Below are 15,777 nucleotides of genomic sequence, written 5' to 3' on the forward strand. Positions count from 1 at the left end.
ATGAATATTTATTTGCTAAAGGTTTTATTTGCACAACTTTGAAATAGTTATCAAATTCATAAAATTAGCCTAACTTTTTTGCCAAATCTGCCATGCTTTTTCAGCTTGTAACTCTAACATTTCAAGTCCATTCTTTATAACTGCTCCTTTTTCCTCTCCTTTTTGCAAGAACAATGTTTTAGCAGGATTATAAATTAAATCATACAAAATGTGAGATTCTCCAATACATTCATAAGGTATAGCCGGGCAATTATCTACATTCGGATGTGTACCTAAAGGAGTACAATTAATAATAAGCAAATGCTCTTTAATTACTGTTTCATCTAATTGCTGATATGTTATTACATCTCCCCCTGTACCTTGTCTTGAAACAAAAACCACTTCAAAATTCATTCTTTTTAAAGCAAAGGCTACAGCTTTGGACGCTCCTCCAGTGCCGAGAATAAGTGCTTTCTTATGTTTTTCCTTTAATAACGGCTTCAATGACTCCTTGAATCCGTAATAGTCAGTATTAAACCCTTTCAATTTTCCCTTCTTAGAAATTCGAACTGTATTAACTGCACCAATTTTGGCTGCCTTTTTATCAATTTTATCTAAAAAAGGAATCACCTCTTCTTTGTATGGAATAGTAATATTAAAACCAACTAATTGGTCCTTATTCTTCTGAATTAATGCTGTTAATTCTTGAATTGAATCCAGATCAAAATTCACATATTTATGATCTGTCAACTCAAGTAAATCAAACTTTTCCGCGAAGTATCCTCTTGAGAAGGAATATGATATATTTTTTCCTAGTAAACCAAAAAGCTTAGTTCTTTCTTCGATTTCCATAATAATCTATTGCTAGTATTAGTAGAATTCCCAATAGTATAAAACCAATGGAAATTAATGTTTCTTTGTCTTGAATATTTGGCAGGTATCTCTGATAATTTTCTATGATTTTATTTCCCTTAGAATCTAAAAGGAAACTACCATTTTCACTTTTAAAAATTGTTTCTTTCCACGGCCAAATAATCCCTAAAGAACCCGTAATAAAACCAATAATTATAGCGGTAACCTGTTGTTTGTATTTTTTGAACACATACCCTAAAACATGAGAAATAGAAACTAGTCCAAAAGCTGAACCTAAGGTAAACGTTGCTATAATTTTGAGATATCGAATTTTAACCGGATCATTTAATGGAGAAAAATCTCCAGAAAACATTGAAGCTACAACTCCTCCTAAAACATTTACACTATCAACTAAAAGTAACACATAGTTACCCAATAATATCAAAATAAAAGAACCAGATAAACCTGGCAAGGTCATTCCTGAAACTCCAATGATACCACAAATAAAAACAAAGAATAGATTATCATTCTCCTTTGCAGGTGACATAAAACTAATTGCAACCCCAATAACAGCTCCAATTAATAACCAGAGCATATTCTTTAATCGCCAATCACCAAAATCCTTTGAGATATAATATATAGAACCTATAATCATTCCAAAGAACCAAGACCAAACGTACAGTTCGTAATTCTTTAAAAAATAATCTAGAATAAGGGAAATACTGAAGTAACTAAATGTACTTCCCAACATTACCCAAACTAAAAATTGAAAGTTTGTATACTTAGCAAAACTTCTAAACCTTCCGTTGAAAAGAAGTTTAAATGCTTTAAGATTTATTCTACGAAAAGTAAAGATTAACTCCTCATAAAATCCCATAACGAAAGCTACCATTCCACCAGAAACGCCAGGCACTTTATTCGCACCTCCCATGGCTAATCCTTTTAAAAAAAGATTTACCTTTTGGCTAAATGTTCTTTCCTTATACATAGTCAAACTATAATTTAGCTTAATGATTTTTATTTGCTACAGCTAATCTTTCAAGTAATAATATCACTCCAAAACCAATAGCAGCTAATAAAATCGCATACATTAATTGTGGGTCGCCATCAAAAGATGAAGGTAAAATAGATTCTTCGTTAAAAGGCACTTTTTCTCCATGAGAGTTTGTTCTGTAAGTTAACACTTTCTTCCATGGCCATATTTTATTTAAAGAACCAATGATAAAACCTGTTAACGCTGCCAAAGTAAAGTTCTTGAAATTAGCAAACAGCCACTTTAGTACTCTAGAAAAAGATAATAAACCTGTAATTGCTCCTAACATAAATACAACGATAATAGGAATATCCTTGTTGGTTAATGCATTTAACACCGGTTTGTAAGCTCCTAACAAAACTAAAATAAACGAACCTGAAATTCCTGGTAAAATCATTGCGCAAATGGCAATTGCTCCTGCTAAAAATATAAATGGCATCGAAGAATCTTCAGAAACTAATGGAGGCAAAGTAGTAATTACATAAGCGATGATTGTAGTTGCAATTAACAGTAAAACGGAAACAACATTCCATTTTTCTATTTGTTTTGCCACATAAATAATACTTGCTAACACTAAACCAAAAAAGAAAGACCATAATAAAATTGGATGTGTTTCTAACAACCAAGAAATAACTTTAGCTAAGGAAAGAAAACTCACTAATATCCCTAAAAAAAGAGACAACAAAAAATTTCCATTCAGCTGTTTCCAAGCCTCCTTAAAGCCTTCGTTTTTTAAAGTTTTTAATAAACTTAAATTGATATTACTGATAGAGCTCAACAACTCTTCATATATTCCTGAAATGAAAGCAATTGTTCCTCCTGATACTCCAGGTACAACATCTGCTGCTCCCATAGCTATTCCTTTTAAAGAGATTAAGAAATAGTCTTTAATTTTTCTGCTCATTTTTAGTTTTTGTAGAATCTGGTTTCGGTTTGGTCTTAAAGCTGATTAGCTTTCTTTTCTTTACAATAATACTATCTTTTTTCTCTACTTTCTTCTTTTTCTTTTTAAAACCTAGTTTTTCACCAAGTTCTGAGATTGTATTAAAGTTTACTTGATAAGACAAACCAAGACCTTGAGTATACCCTTCATTATCAATGTCAAATTGAACATCATTGGGCTTATTAAAGAAGGTTCCTCTTAATGTTCCTTGTTCATTTAACAAGACTTCTACCTTTACTTCACCAACAACACTTGTTTGAGTATTTCCTCCTACGGGTACTCCTACTCTACCATTTACAAGAACTCTATCTGAAATTTGAGTTGATACCGAAACATCAACTTGATCATCAATAGCATTTTGAAGCTGATCAACATTTGTTCTATCCCCTTGAACATATCCTAATCCAACTTGGAATTTTCCATCTTCTTTATTAATAACACTTGAAAGTATACTTGTTGCAACTTGAGCAGCAGTTCCTGTAATTCCTTGAGAAGCACTATTACCAATTGCTTCTTCATCATAAAAAGTACTAAAAGCCATTAAAAATGTAAAGTGTTGCATTTTGGTATTTAAATCATTCTCATTTAGCTTAAACTCTAATTCTGATGCAACAGTTGAATTTGCATTTGGAATTTTAATATCAAATTCCTGTTTAGAGTCAAATAATCCTCCTGTAATTTTAGTATATAAATCAATTGGAATTTTTCTTGTTGAATTGATATTATCCAATAATTGTGCAGGATTCGCCTTGGTTTGATAGATGGCAGTAAGATCTAGTTGGGCGTTTAACGGATCTCCAGTCCAAGAAATTGTTCCTCCTCTTTGCACATTAAAAGGCTTGCTTATAATCCCTCCATATTTGAAGTTATATACTCCATTTTCAATGGTTATTCCACCATCCATGATAAACTTTCCTCTAGTATCAATTTCGATATTTAGATTTCCGTTTCCACTACCTTTTAAATCACTTCCTGAAACTTTATCAATTACAACCTGGGCAACAGCATCTTTAGTTACGGCTAGATTAAAATTAAGATTCAATCCTTTTACTTTCTCGATACTTAAATCTTCAGAACTTAATTCTTTATCATTTGTTTTAAAGCGAATAAGTTTATAATTATTCACTGTTGAAACATCGTTCAAAGGAATGACGAATAATGTTCCAGGTTGAGTTGTTGCATTAACGTTTATACTCAAGTTACTCGTTAATCCTCGTATTTGTGCATTTCCTCTAATTAATCCTTTCCCGTAATACGGTACTTCTTCTGCTTCTTTTGTATCTAATACTAATAAATTAGGAGTATCGACATCTAACTTCATGTACCATTTCTCAAAATCTTGATGTGTAATACTTCCTGATAAATAGCCTTTTGTATCGTATTTCGTGTCTTGTAGAATCATGTTATTGATTCGGAAAGTCTGATCAAACAAACGTATTGTAGTATTATCTACAAAATCAAAGTCAATATTTAGATATGGAAAAGTTAAACCTGCATCCAGTAAAGAAATATCTCCTCTAAAAACAGGATTAATAGCTGGACCTTTAGCTGTAAAATCTCCAGAAAGTCTTCCACGAATATTCGAAATTACATCACCACCAAAATCACTAAATCCATTTAATTCGTATTCTCTGAATTTCACATCTAAATCTACCTCTGCTTCTTTTTTAGAAAAATCTAATCCTCCTACAATTTTAACGTTATCGAACTCATAATCTCGAAGTGATACATCTACCTTGTATTTATTTAAAGAATTCTCTCCTTCTATTTTCATTTTCAATGTACCTTGAGAGAAATCATTTACAATCACATCATTTACCGTAATATCCGCAATTGGTTCTATTAAATTTTCCTGTTCTTTGAGTGCAACTTTACCATTTAATAATCCTGATAAAGCTAAATTTTCCATTTCTGGCAGAATACCAACTAATTGAACATCTGTAAAGCTGGCTTTTAAATCTTTTTGAGTATCCCCTAATACATTTCCTTCAAATTCAATTTTCTGCTCATTGGACACGAATTCAAAAGGACTAAATTCAAAATGGTTTTTTCCAAAATCAAAAGTAACTTTATTATTGCTATCTGCTTTTGGATTAATCGTCCAATCATAATTATTATGATTAAACGTAGATTTTTGAATTCCAACTACAGATTCGTGATTTGGATCAATAGTATAGAAGAAATTCATATTAAAGTTTTCGGTTAATTTCTTCCCGCCTTTAAAGGTTGATTTAAAAAACAAAGTGTCATTTGCTGTTCTATTGATTAAATTCAACTCTCCAAGATCGTAATACTTATTCTTAATCTCGCTTGCTGTTAAATGCGTGTTATAAAGTTTGTTTTTATTATCAATCCTCAGAACAACATCTTTTATCAAATTCTCGTAAGCGCTAACATCGGGCGAACTGAAGGTCAGTTTTACTTCATTACTATTTGAATCAACCTTTCCTCTAATCCTTGTGTTATTTCCGATGGCAATTTTTGGTAAAAACACGTCTACAATTTGATTGTAAATTTTAAAATCAAACTTAATAAACTGATTGGGATCAACTGGTAAAGGTTCGTAGTTTGTATATACGCTTCCTAAAGCATTTTGAAAAACTGGAAGCAAATCTTTAAACACAAACTTACCTTCTAGCTTACCTTGAACAATATCTCTAGAATTTACTTCAATAGTTTTAATACTATCTTTAAGTGAAGAGTTTACTTGAAAATCTTTAAACGAAAATGTTTTATTCTCATTGGTATACACTAAATTCTTAAAAGCAGCTTTTCCTACAATATTATCCAGTGTATTTCCTACCACATCAAGTTTCACATCTCCTTTGATAACTGAAATGCTATCTCTATCGAATAAATTCGTCTTTCTTAAATCTAGTTTATCAATATCTGCAGTAAAATCAAACTTGTTCACTTCTGCCGAGAAATCTGCAAGTCCTTTAAACTCTAGCTTAAAATTTTCATCTTCTGACTTTAAGTAACCATCAAACTTTTTATTCTGAAATTGCCCATTTACAGTTAAATCCTTGTAGGCATAACCTCTATAATTAAGCTTAGATACATTTCCAATAATTACAGAATTGATGTTGTCTACATTAAAACCTCTACCTTTTACGTCTGCTTTTAAAGAAACTTCTCCTAGGTCTGGATCATCGGCAATTACTCCTATATCAAGATCAATAAATTCAATTTCTCCGTTATACGTTGCATTATCAATATCATCAATATTTGTAAACTGTAAATCAGAAATTGTACCTCCGGCTTCCGAAGTAAGAGATAACGTAGCGTCCATAATTTCTGGTGTAAGATTTATCAAACCAGAAATTGAAAACTTTCCAAGTCTACTAAAACTCGTAGGAAGTGTTTTTCCAAGGACGTTAGGAAGTAAACTTTTAAGTTGGTTATAATTCGAAGAAACTTTATCTAAATCAGCATCGAAAACAAATCCTCGTTCTGACTTGAAGACATTTACAAAACCCATATCTCCACGCACAACCAATCCATTCTTCGAGTACATGTTCAAGTTAGGCGTATTGAAATTATTTAAAGTTCCATTAAATCTTCCCGTGAAAAACATTTTATCATTACCTCGAATTTCAGAATAAAATTTGCTTACATCCTTTACAGAAAGTTCGCTCTTTTTAAAATTTGCCTTCAGCTTTACTTTGTCCGTAAATTGAGCAAAATCTTTACGGTTATAGTTAAACTCTAAATCACCTTGCAGTTTGGATTCATTATCTGTAATTAGCGTTAAATCCTTAAAAGCCATTTGGGTTTTACTGTAGGTGAAATCGGTAGTTAGATTCGTTACATAAATATCTCGATTGTCTTTTAAAAACAAACCTCGAATATTTGCAAATACATTGGGACCTACAACTGAAAAATCTTGAATGCTACCACCTGCATTATATGCTGCATATTGTAATGGTTCTTTTCTATCTGCATCAATCAATTTAAAGTTTAAATTATCAACATAGATATTTTTTGATTTTAAAATGAAAGGAGTTTTACTTTTAATCGTATCATTTTCATCTTCGAAGGTATCTATAAAAACAGCTAGGTTATCATCCTCTTCTCCTTTGTACTTTTTCATATGAAAATTAACTCCTCTTAACGTAATATCGCCCAAATCAACTTCATTGTCCATCACTTTTTTTACGTTACGAAGGGAAGTTTTTAAACTCTTAATAAAAATTAAAGTATCCTTATGATGGTCTCTAATTTCAATATCTTTAAGATCTACATTACCCAAAAGTGATAAATCGAGCTTCTTAACAACAATGTTTGTATCGAAATCTTTATTGATGCGTTTTGTAGCTATTTTAGCTAGTTCACTCTGAACAAAAGGAGTAGACAAAATTAAAATCAAAAGCAATATTAGAATCACAATGATTCTTAGGAAACGGAATAGTATTTTACCTGCCTTTTTAATGATTTTTATTAAGTAATTAGATTATAAAAATCTACAAAAATTTTGCCTAACCGCAAAGAAACGCCAATTTTAACGAATATCTAACGTATTATGGATATTTTTGCATCTCAAAATCTTAAATAATTGAAAAAAGAGGTTTACATTTTAGCTATTGAAAGTTCTTGTGATGATACGAGTGCTGCGGTATTAAAAAATGATGAAGTATTAAGTAATGTTATCGCTAATCAAGAGGTACATTCTAAATATGGTGGTGTTGTTCCTGAGTTAGCTTCTCGAGCGCATCAACAAAACATTGTTCCTGTTGTACAACAAGCAATTGAGCGTGCCGGAATTACAAAAGAACAATTAAGTGCAATTGCCTTTACTCGCGGTCCTGGTTTAATGGGTTCTTTATTAGTTGGAACTTCATTTGCTAAATCTTTAGCATTAGGATTAAATATTCCTTTAATCGATGTAAACCATATGCAAGCTCATATTCTTGCTCATTTTATAAAAGAAGAAGATTGTAAAATCCCTCCGTTTCCATTCATCTGTTTAACCATAAGTGGTGGACATACTCAAATTGTAAAAATCATAAATCATTTTGAGATGGAAATTTTAGGTGAAACCATAGATGATGCTGTTGGTGAAGCTTATGATAAATCCGCAAAAATCTTAGGACTTCCTTATCCTGGTGGACCTTTAGTCGATAAATATGCTCAACAAGGAAATCCAAAAGCATACCAGTTTACACAACCCAAAGTTGGAGATTTAGAGTTTAGCTTTAGTGGATTAAAAACACAGATTTTATATTTCATTCAGAAAAACGTTAAGGAAAATCCAAATTTCATTGAAGAAAATCTTTACGATATCTGTGCTTCAATTCAATACACTATAGTTGAGATTCTAATGAAAAAAATTAAGAATGCAGTAAAACAAACAGGAATTAAAGACATCGCTATTGCTGGAGGAGTTTCTGCTAATTCTGAAATTAGAAAACGTTTAAACGAAGCTGATAAACATTGGGGATGGAACACATACATTCCAAAATTTCAATACACCACAGATAATGCAGCTATGATTGCCATTGCTGGATATTTGAAATTTCTAAATAAAGATTACGCTGATATTTCGGTTGCCGCTAAAGCACGATTGAAAGTAACAGAATAAAAACGTTTACGAACTATTCCTTCACGTTAATGAATTAATTATTTTAAAGACTATCTAATTACGATAAGTTTACAATGTATATATACAGACACATGCTGTGAGTGTCTAAATTAAGTTCATAGTATTTTAACTTATAAATTATGTTAGATAATATTTTAAAATTAGACGGAGTTCAAAAATTAAACAAAATTGAACAAAAAAATATTCAAGGAAGTGGTGTTACATGTGACCCTCCAGTTTACAGTCATATAGTACCTCCTGGTGAAGGCGCAATTAATGGAGGTCAAGGTGGCGTAGTATATACTCAACAATGTGTAAGAACAAATATTTTTGGAGGTAATCCAAGACCTTTTACACACACTTTCTATGCTTTAAGGTAATTCAATACATCTTATCATAAAAAAAGCGAACCTTTTCAGTTCGCTTTTTTTTATATAATTTAAATCTCAGTTTTATTTTGCAACCTTGATTGAACAACCAATTGCTTTTGTTTCAGTTTGTCTTGGTGTTTTACCTGCTAATAAATCGTCTACTGCATTTTCAACATATAAAGTATTTACGCTAGAAGCATCTCTTGCATTATCATCAATTGCTCCAATATAAGAAAGAACAAAATCCTTCTTAGCATTCTTTAAAATAAATACATGCGGTGTACGTGTTGCTCCAAACTTTGGGAATACTTTTTGACCATCATCAAACAAATATGGGAAAGTAAATCCTTTTGATTTAGATCTTTCAATCATTGAATCGAAATCATCTCCTGAAGAAACTGCAGGATCATTTGGATTTATAGCAACTACTGGGTATCCTTTAGTTTTATACTTTTTATCTAATGCTATGATTCTATCTTCATACATTTTAGAATACGGGCAATGATTGCAAGTAAAAACTAAAATTACACCTTTATCATCAGCATAATCACTTAGAGAAACCATTTTCCCATCAATATTTTTCAATGTAAAATTTTCAACCTTATCTCCTATTTGGTATCCTTTTTTCGCTTTTGTTGTAAAAGCTACGGTAACAGCTAAAACTGCTAATACTAGAATTGATTTTAAAGCTTTCATTTGTGTTTAATTTATAAATTTTTGTAGTTCTTGATTAAGGGCATCGTAACTAAACGACTGTTCGTAAAATGATCTTTTATTTTTGTTATAAATAATAGTTGCTGGTAAAGCTCCGCTCCAACTTTTATCTACACCATTAATCCATTTATTTTGATCTGGATCATCTAACACTATAACTTCCGGAGCTAACTTATGTTCCATGATAAATGGAATTAAATGACTTTCAATTTCATTAGGAAAATCTAAACTCACCAATAATACCTCTACATTCTTATCTTTATTTTCTTCGTGAATCTTTTCAAAAGCTGGTAATTCTTCAACGCAAGGTTTACACCAAGTTGCCCAAAAATTCACCACATGTGTTTTATCATCATTCTTCTCTATAAAAGGTTTCAATTCATCAAAATTTAAAACCTTTAATCCAAGATCCTTTTTTAAATCAGTCTGAACTTTAGTTTCTTTTTTAACTGGAGTTTGTTGTTCTTCCTTATTGGCTTCTTGTTTACAAGATACAAGAGATGATAAAAGAAGTAATGTAAGGGGTATTAGTTTTAATTTCATCTTGTTAAAATTAATGAAAGCAATAATGACAAAAGAAATATTAACTTTTTTTAACTAAAATCATAGATAACTATCTTCATTTTATCCTCTATAATCCGTCTTCCTAAATCAATTTGACAAATTCAAAACACTGAACTCTGAAAATCAACAATTTGTAAATATGATAAATTTTAATATATTTGTGATATCAAAATAATATCATAATAAAATTTAAGTTTATGGAATCAGAAAAAATTATTAAACCAGCAAATGGTTATTTAATGCTTACAATATTCTTTATTTCGTTCTTCGGAAGTATTGCAGCAGCCATTAAATTAGAAAACCCAGTTTTCCTTATTTTAACCTTTATCGCTTTGGTATTATCGTTTGGTTTTATATTGGTAAATCCCAATACTTCTAAGGTGGTTTTACTTTTTGGTAAATACATAGGAACAATCAAACAAAATGGTTTGTACTGGGCGAATCCATTTTACACAAAAAGAAAAATATCTTTACGTGCGAGTAACTTTGATAGTGAGCGTTTAAAGGTGAACGATAAATTAGGAAACCCAGTTATGATTAGTACTATTTTGGTATGGAGAGTAACAGACACTTATAAAGCTGCTTTTGATGTTGATAACTACGAAAACTTTGTTCGTGTACAAACCGATGCTGCAGTTAGAAAATTAGCTAGTATGTATCCTTACGATAATTTTGCCGACGAAGGACATGAAGAAGATATAACACTTAGATCTAGTGTTAATGAAGTAAGTGAAACTTTAGAAAAAGAATTAGAAGAAAGATTATCTATTGCCGGAATTGAAGTTTTAGAAGCAAGAATAGGATACTTAGCTTATGCTCAAGAAATCGCAAATGCAATGCTTAAAAGACAGCAAGCTACAGCTATTGTTGCTGCTCGTCATAAAATTGTAGAAGGTGCAGTGAGCATGGTTGAAATGGCATTAGAAGAATTAAATAAAAAGGAAATAGTGGAATTAGATGAAGAGCGAAAAGCTGCAATGGTTAGTAACTTAATGGTTGTACTTTGTGGTGATAAAGATGCATCTCCAGTATTAAACACAGGAACACTAAGTCATTAATTTTACATGGATAAATCTCAATTTAAATTCACTTTAGTTGACGGAGAAGTAGTTGTTGATAATGAAGTTATCAAAATTTATAAAAAAGGTGGTTTTCTTAAGGAAATAAAAGAAAAAAGCTGGTTATTGTTCATATCAATTTTAATCATTTACAAAGTCCAGAAAAGTATTTTTAATAATGATTTTGAATCTACCATGGATTATGTTGGATTTGCTTTAAGACTTCTTGTGGCCTTAGTTATATTATTATTAGGTATTTATTATGCTTTCAGATATAATTGGTTAAGTTCAATTCAATTAAACACTATTGAAACAGTAGAATTTGAAGAAAATAACAATGAAATAGAATTAACCCTCGTAACTTCTAATAATCGTGAGAAAATATTAAACTTTCGCAAATTGGAAAATCAAGTTGATCCTTTTATTCAGGTTATCCAAAAGAGAAATTCAAGAGTAAAAATTAAAAACATTTAACTATGAAAGAATATAAAGTAATTATGCTCAAATTAGGCTTTAAAAACAGATATAGTAAATTAGAAGAATTACTAAATCAGTATGCTAGAGAAGGTTGGGTATTAAAGCACTTAGGAGAAGGTTGGACAAATATTGTTTTTGAAAGAGATAAAAACAGATAATTAATGAGAGTATTTAAAGAAGAACAACGATTTACTCAATTATGGATAATTGTAGTGTTAGTAATGAGTACTATTGTACCATTAGCTCTATTTGCCCGAGCATATGCTAATAATCAAATGTCTTTACAAGACGTAATTATCGCTTCAACTCTTATATTAGCAAGTTGTTTTTTCATTTTTGTATTCAAATTGACCACAAAAATTGATAAAGCAGGAATCCATTATAAATTCTCTCCAGTACATTTTTCATTTAAACTGATTAAATGGAATGATATGGAAGAAGTTTATACTAGAAAATATGATGCGATTAGTGAATTTGGAGGTTGGGGATTTAAAGTTAATCCCTTTAGAAAAAAGAACAAGAGTATTGCCTTAAATATTGCAGGCGATGACGGAATTCAAATCCTAACCAAAGAAGGAAAACAAATCTTAATAGGAACACAACAACTAACTAAGGTTAATCAGAGCATAAAATACTATACTAAAAATAACGAAACCGATGTTTAAAGTACTACTATATCTTTTTATGTATATCACATATTTGGTGATTTCATTCATATAAAAACGATTTGTAAAATTTAATTATGGCGAAGAAAAAAGCATTTGCATTACGAATAAATGAAGACATGCTAAAAGCAATTGAAAAATGGGCTTCAGACGAATTTCGATCTACTAATGGACAGATTGAATGGATGCTTATGCAAACTTTAAAGGAAGCAAAAAGAGAACCTAAAAAGAAAAACGAAGAGTAATTCAGTTGCGTTAACACTTTTTTAAGAAATCCTAAAATGATTTAAATGTATTTTTAGCTTTTCTTAATCAACTAATTAATTCTTCATGAAAAAATCTATTTCATTACTATTGTTCTTAGTAAGCTTTATAGCGTTTGGACAAGAGTTTTCTATGGACATTGTTAAAAACATGAAACCTAGAAATATTGGACCAGGTGGAATGAGTGGTCGTGTGACTGCCATTGATGTTGTTCTTAAAAATCCCGATGTAATGTATGTTGGAACCGCTTCTGGTGGTTTATGGAAATCTACTTCTGGTGGTATCAAATGGGAACCAATCTTCGATAAAGAAGTTACTGCTTCAATTGGTGCTGTAGCCATTCAACAATCTAATCCGAGTGTAATTTGGGTTGGAACTGGAGAAGGAAACCCACGTAATAGTTTAAATGGTGGTTACGGAGTTTATAAATCATTAGATGGAGGTAAGACTTGGAAGTCTATGGGACTTGAAAAAACACGTCATATTCATCGTGTAATTATTCATCCAAATAATCCAGATGTTGTTTACGTAGCTGCAATCGGTTCACCTTGGGGAGAACATAAAGAGAGAGGAGTTTACAAAACTACTGATGGTGGTAAAACTTGGAAACAAATCTTATTCAATAATATCAAAACTGGAACGGCTGACTTAGTTATGGATCCATCGAATCCTAACAAACTTATTGCAGCAATGTGGGAGCATAAACGTGATCCTTGGTTCTTTAAATCTGGTGGTAAAGGAAGTGGTTTATATATCACACATGATGGTGGAGAAAATTGGAAAAAAGTAACCGATAAAGAAGGTTTCCCGAAAGGAGATTTAGGTAGAATTGGAGTTTCAATTTCAAGAAGTAATCCAAATGTGGTGTATGCTTTAGTTGAAGCTAAAAAGAATGCGCTGTATAGAAGTGATGATGGTGGTTTCAAATGGAAAATGGTAAATAATAAATCAGGAACTTCTGGTATTGGAAATCGTCCTTTCTATTATTCTGAAATTTATACAGATCCTCAAAATGAGAATAGAGTTTACAGTATTTATACTTATGTAAATGTTTCTCAAGACGGTGGAAAAAGCTTTAAAATGTTGATGCCTGCTTATGGCGCTAATAATGGAGTTCACCCTGATCATCACGCTTGGTGGATTCATCCAGAAAATGGGAAATTCATGATTGATGGAAATGATGGCGGATTAAACATTACTAAAGATGGTGGTAAAACTTGGCGTTTTATTGGAAACTTACCAGTTGCGCAATTTTATCATATCAATGTTGATAACGAATTTCCGTATAACGTTTATGGAGGAATGCAAGATAATGGTTCTTGGAGAGGACCTGCTTATGTATGGAAAGATCAAGGAATACGAAACTCATATTGGCAAGAAATTAGTTTTGGAGACGGTTTCGATGTAGTTCCAGATAAGGATGATTCTAGATATGGATGGTCTATGAGCCAACAAGGATTTGTTTCTAGATATGATTATAAAACTGGAAATAACTACACTGTACGTCCAACACATCCTGATGCTAATGTAAAGTTACGTTTCAACTGGAACTCTGCTATAAACATTGATCCTTTTGATAATTCTACAATTTATTTTGGAAGTCAATTTGTACATAAGTCAACTGATAAAGGGTTGACTTGGGAAATCATTTCTCCAGATTTAACTACTAATGATAAATCAAAGCAAAAACAACATGAAAGTGGAGGATTAACAATGGATGCTACTGGTGCAGAAAATCACTGTACTGTTTTAGTTATTGAACCTTCTCCATTAGAAAAAAACATGTTGTGGGCAGCAACTGATGATGGACAAGTACATTTTACTCAAAATGGAGGAGCTACTTGGACAGATGTTTCTAAAAACGTTAAGGGATTACCAGCTAACAGTTGGATCACGCAAATCAAAGCTTCAAACAAAAATAAAGGAGAAGCATTGTTAGTAGCGAATGATTATCGTCGTTTTAATTATACTCCTTATGCTTTCCGTACAAAAGATTACGGTAAAACATGGGAACGTATTGTTGATCAAAATGATGTAAAGAGTTATGCCTTATGTATCGTAGAAGATCCTGTAGAGTCTAACTTGTTATTCTTAGGAACTGATGATGGATTATACATTTCTGTTGATGCTGGAAATAAGTGGACAAAATGGACTGAAGGTTTCCCAACTGTATCTGTTAAGGATTTAGTAATTCAACCAAGAGAACATGATTTAGTTATTGGAACTTTTGGTAGAGCAGCTTGGGTATTAGATGATATCCGTCCGTTAAGAGCAATTGCAAAAAATAAATCTGTATTAAGCAAAAAGATTGAACTTTTCAATCCACCTACAGCGTATCAAGCAAGCTATCAACAACCTTCAGGAACTAGATTTGGAGCTGATGCTTTATTTAATGGAAAAAACCGAGGTTATGGTGCATTAATGCAATTTTATATTAACAAGCCAAAACCAAAAAAGAAGAAAAAAAAGAGTAAGGATAAGTCTGATATGAAAAAAGAAGAGAATAAAATAAAATGGGATTCTCTTAAATTTGAGTTCTTTGATGGTACTCGCTTAATCCGTACTTTAAAACGTAAAGTTCCAAAAGAAAACGGTATTCATACTGCAACTTGGTATATGACAGAAAAAGGTGTACCAAGAGCTTCAAGAAGAATCAGAAAATCTAAATCTGAACCTTCTGGTGTAAGTGTAAAACCAGGTACTTATAAAGTGAAACTTACTTTCGGAGATCAAACATCAGAGCAAAATATTACTGTAAAATATGATCCTAGACTTACAATTTCTAATGAAGCTATAAATCAAAAATATAATACTTCAAAAGAATTAGAGAAACATCAAGAAGTGATGGTAAATGCTGTTAAGCAATTAGTTGAAAGTAAAAAAATCGCTGAAGGATATAAAAAAGAATTATCTACAAAAGATAAAAAGAAGTATAAAGATCAAATAAAAGCTTCTAAAGACATTATTAAGAAAATTGATACAATACTTACAGTTTACTTAGGTAAAGTTGATAAACGCCAAGGTATTGTAAGAAGTCCAGAACCAAATGTGAGTAATCGTTTAGGAACTGCAAGTTGGTATATCAATAGTAGATTTGGTAATCAAACAGCAACTGAAACACGTTTAATCAATCAATTTAAAACGTCTTTAAAAGAAGCATTAGGGCAAACAAATGCTTTCTTTAATAAAGATTGGCCAGCTTACAAAGGAGAGGTTGAAAAAATTACAATTTCACCATTTAAAGAGACAAAGATTTTTCAATTGAATTAATCCGTA

Annotated in this window: 14 protein-coding genes; 8 read left to right on the forward strand and 6 right to left on the reverse strand. The window is 31.3% G+C overall.

All coding sequences use genetic code 11. The features are described from left to right. Positions 1-69: 69 nt before the first annotated feature. From aroE to ABNT61_RS06300, 4 genes are read right to left on the reverse strand one after another with little or no spacing between them, the layout of a single operon-like run. The gene (aroE, locus tag ABNT61_RS06285; RefSeq protein WP_348745274.1) at positions 70-831 is read right to left on the reverse strand and encodes a shikimate dehydrogenase; all 762 of its coding nucleotides are present in this window, start codon (positions 829-831) and stop codon (positions 70-72) included. Next, positions 809-1,819 (reverse strand): DUF368 domain-containing protein, encoded by a 1,011-nt coding sequence (locus tag ABNT61_RS06290; RefSeq protein WP_348745275.1) that lies wholly within the window; start codon positions 1,817-1,819, stop codon positions 809-811. Before ABNT61_RS06290 ends, aroE begins: the two co-directional genes overlap by 23 nt. A gap of 19 nt (positions 1,820-1,838) precedes the next feature. Next, the gene (locus ABNT61_RS06295) at positions 1,839-2,768 is read right to left on the reverse strand and encodes a DUF368 domain-containing protein (protein WP_348745276.1); all 930 of its coding nucleotides are present in this window, start codon (positions 2,766-2,768) and stop codon (positions 1,839-1,841) included. Then, on the reverse strand, positions 2,752-7,176 hold the full coding sequence (locus ABNT61_RS06300) for a translocation/assembly module TamB domain-containing protein (RefSeq protein WP_348745277.1): 4,425 nt from the start codon (positions 7,174-7,176) through the stop codon (positions 2,752-2,754). The genes ABNT61_RS06295 and ABNT61_RS06300 overlap by 17 nt, the downstream gene beginning before the upstream one ends. Before the next feature lie 186 nt (positions 7,177-7,362). Between ABNT61_RS06300 and tsaD the strand changes: the two genes are divergently transcribed. Then, a complete protein-coding gene (tsaD, locus tag ABNT61_RS06305) occupies positions 7,363-8,388 on the forward strand; it encodes a tRNA (adenosine(37)-N6)-threonylcarbamoyltransferase complex transferase subunit TsaD (RefSeq protein ID WP_348745278.1) in 1,026 nt (341 codons plus the stop codon). Positions 8,389-8,528: 140 nt separating this feature from the next. Continuing rightward, positions 8,529-8,768: a hypothetical protein gene (locus tag ABNT61_RS06310; protein ID WP_348745279.1), complete on the forward strand. Its 240-nt coding sequence runs from the start codon at positions 8,529-8,531 to the stop codon at positions 8,766-8,768. Between the two features lie 72 nt (positions 8,769-8,840). On the opposite strand, the gene ABNT61_RS06315 is transcribed toward ABNT61_RS06310, so the two are convergent. Both ABNT61_RS06315 and ABNT61_RS06320 read right to left on the reverse strand, forming a co-directional pair. Further along, positions 8,841-9,455 (reverse strand): thioredoxin family protein, encoded by a 615-nt coding sequence (locus ABNT61_RS06315; protein ID WP_348713149.1) that lies wholly within the window; start codon positions 9,453-9,455, stop codon positions 8,841-8,843. 6 nt (positions 9,456-9,461) lie between these two features. Continuing rightward, complete coding sequence (locus tag ABNT61_RS06320) at positions 9,462-10,016, reverse strand: TlpA disulfide reductase family protein (protein ID WP_348745280.1); 555 nt, start codon at positions 10,014-10,016, stop codon at positions 9,462-9,464. 218 nt (positions 10,017-10,234) lie between these two features. On the opposite strand from ABNT61_RS06320, the gene ABNT61_RS06325 reads away from it, so the two are divergent. The 6 genes from ABNT61_RS06325 (at position 10,235) to ABNT61_RS06350 (ending at position 15,771) form a co-directional block, all read left to right on the forward strand. Continuing rightward, entirely contained in the window at positions 10,235-11,095 is an 861-nt protein-coding gene (locus ABNT61_RS06325) for an SPFH domain-containing protein (RefSeq protein ID WP_348713147.1), read from the forward strand. Between the two features lie 6 nt (positions 11,096-11,101). Then, positions 11,102-11,569: a hypothetical protein gene (locus ABNT61_RS06330; RefSeq protein WP_348745281.1), complete on the forward strand. Its 468-nt coding sequence runs from the start codon at positions 11,102-11,104 to the stop codon at positions 11,567-11,569. 2 nt (positions 11,570-11,571) lie between these two features. Beyond that, on the forward strand, positions 11,572-11,730 hold the full coding sequence (locus ABNT61_RS06335) for a DUF4177 domain-containing protein (RefSeq protein ID WP_348713145.1): 159 nt from the start codon (positions 11,572-11,574) through the stop codon (positions 11,728-11,730). A 3-nt stretch (positions 11,731-11,733) separates the two neighbouring features. Further along, positions 11,734-12,237 (forward strand): hypothetical protein, encoded by a 504-nt coding sequence (locus tag ABNT61_RS06340; RefSeq protein ID WP_348745282.1) that lies wholly within the window; start codon positions 11,734-11,736, stop codon positions 12,235-12,237. A gap of 77 nt (positions 12,238-12,314) precedes the next feature. Then, entirely contained in the window at positions 12,315-12,482 is a 168-nt protein-coding gene (locus tag ABNT61_RS06345; protein ID WP_348724320.1) for an Arc family DNA binding domain-containing protein, read from the forward strand. Positions 12,483-12,567: 85 nt separating this feature from the next. Then, positions 12,568-15,771 carry a VPS10 domain-containing protein gene (locus ABNT61_RS06350; protein WP_348745283.1) on the forward strand — a complete coding sequence of 1,068 codons (3,204 nt, stop codon included), beginning with the start codon at positions 12,568-12,570 and terminating at the stop codon, positions 15,769-15,771. The last annotated feature ends 6 nt before the right edge of the window (positions 15,772-15,777 follow it).

The sequence above is a fragment of the Tenacibaculum sp. 190524A05c genome (assembly GCF_964036595.1).
GTDB lineage: Bacteria > Bacteroidota > Bacteroidia > Flavobacteriales > Flavobacteriaceae > Polaribacter > Polaribacter platacis.

Coding starts and splice junctions, on each gene's coding strand:
- aroE (WP_348745274.1), bottom strand. CDS start 831: ATGGAAATCGAAGAAAGAACTAAGCTTTTTGGTTTACTAGGAAAAAAT.
- ABNT61_RS06290 (WP_348745275.1), bottom strand. CDS start 1,819: ATGTATAAGGAAAGAACATTTAGCCAAAAGGTAAATCTTTTTTTAAAA.
- ABNT61_RS06295 (WP_348745276.1), bottom strand. CDS start 2,768: ATGAGCAGAAAAATTAAAGACTATTTCTTAATCTCTTTAAAAGGAATA.
- ABNT61_RS06310 (WP_348745279.1), top strand. CDS start 8,529: ATGTTAGATAATATTTTAAAATTAGACGGAGTTCAAAAATTAAACAAA.
- ABNT61_RS06315 (WP_348713149.1), bottom strand. CDS start 9,455: ATGAAAGCTTTAAAATCAATTCTAGTATTAGCAGTTTTAGCTGTTACC.
- ABNT61_RS06320 (WP_348745280.1), bottom strand. CDS start 10,016: ATGAAATTAAAACTAATACCCCTTACATTACTTCTTTTATCATCTCTT.
- ABNT61_RS06325 (WP_348713147.1), top strand. CDS start 10,235: ATGGAATCAGAAAAAATTATTAAACCAGCAAATGGTTATTTAATGCTT.
- ABNT61_RS06330 (WP_348745281.1), top strand. CDS start 11,102: ATGGATAAATCTCAATTTAAATTCACTTTAGTTGACGGAGAAGTAGTT.
- ABNT61_RS06335 (WP_348713145.1), top strand. CDS start 11,572: ATGAAAGAATATAAAGTAATTATGCTCAAATTAGGCTTTAAAAACAGA.
- ABNT61_RS06340 (WP_348745282.1), top strand. CDS start 11,734: ATGAGAGTATTTAAAGAAGAACAACGATTTACTCAATTATGGATAATT.
- ABNT61_RS06345 (WP_348724320.1), top strand. CDS start 12,315: ATGGCGAAGAAAAAAGCATTTGCATTACGAATAAATGAAGACATGCTA.
- ABNT61_RS06350 (WP_348745283.1), top strand. CDS start 12,568: ATGAAAAAATCTATTTCATTACTATTGTTCTTAGTAAGCTTTATAGCG.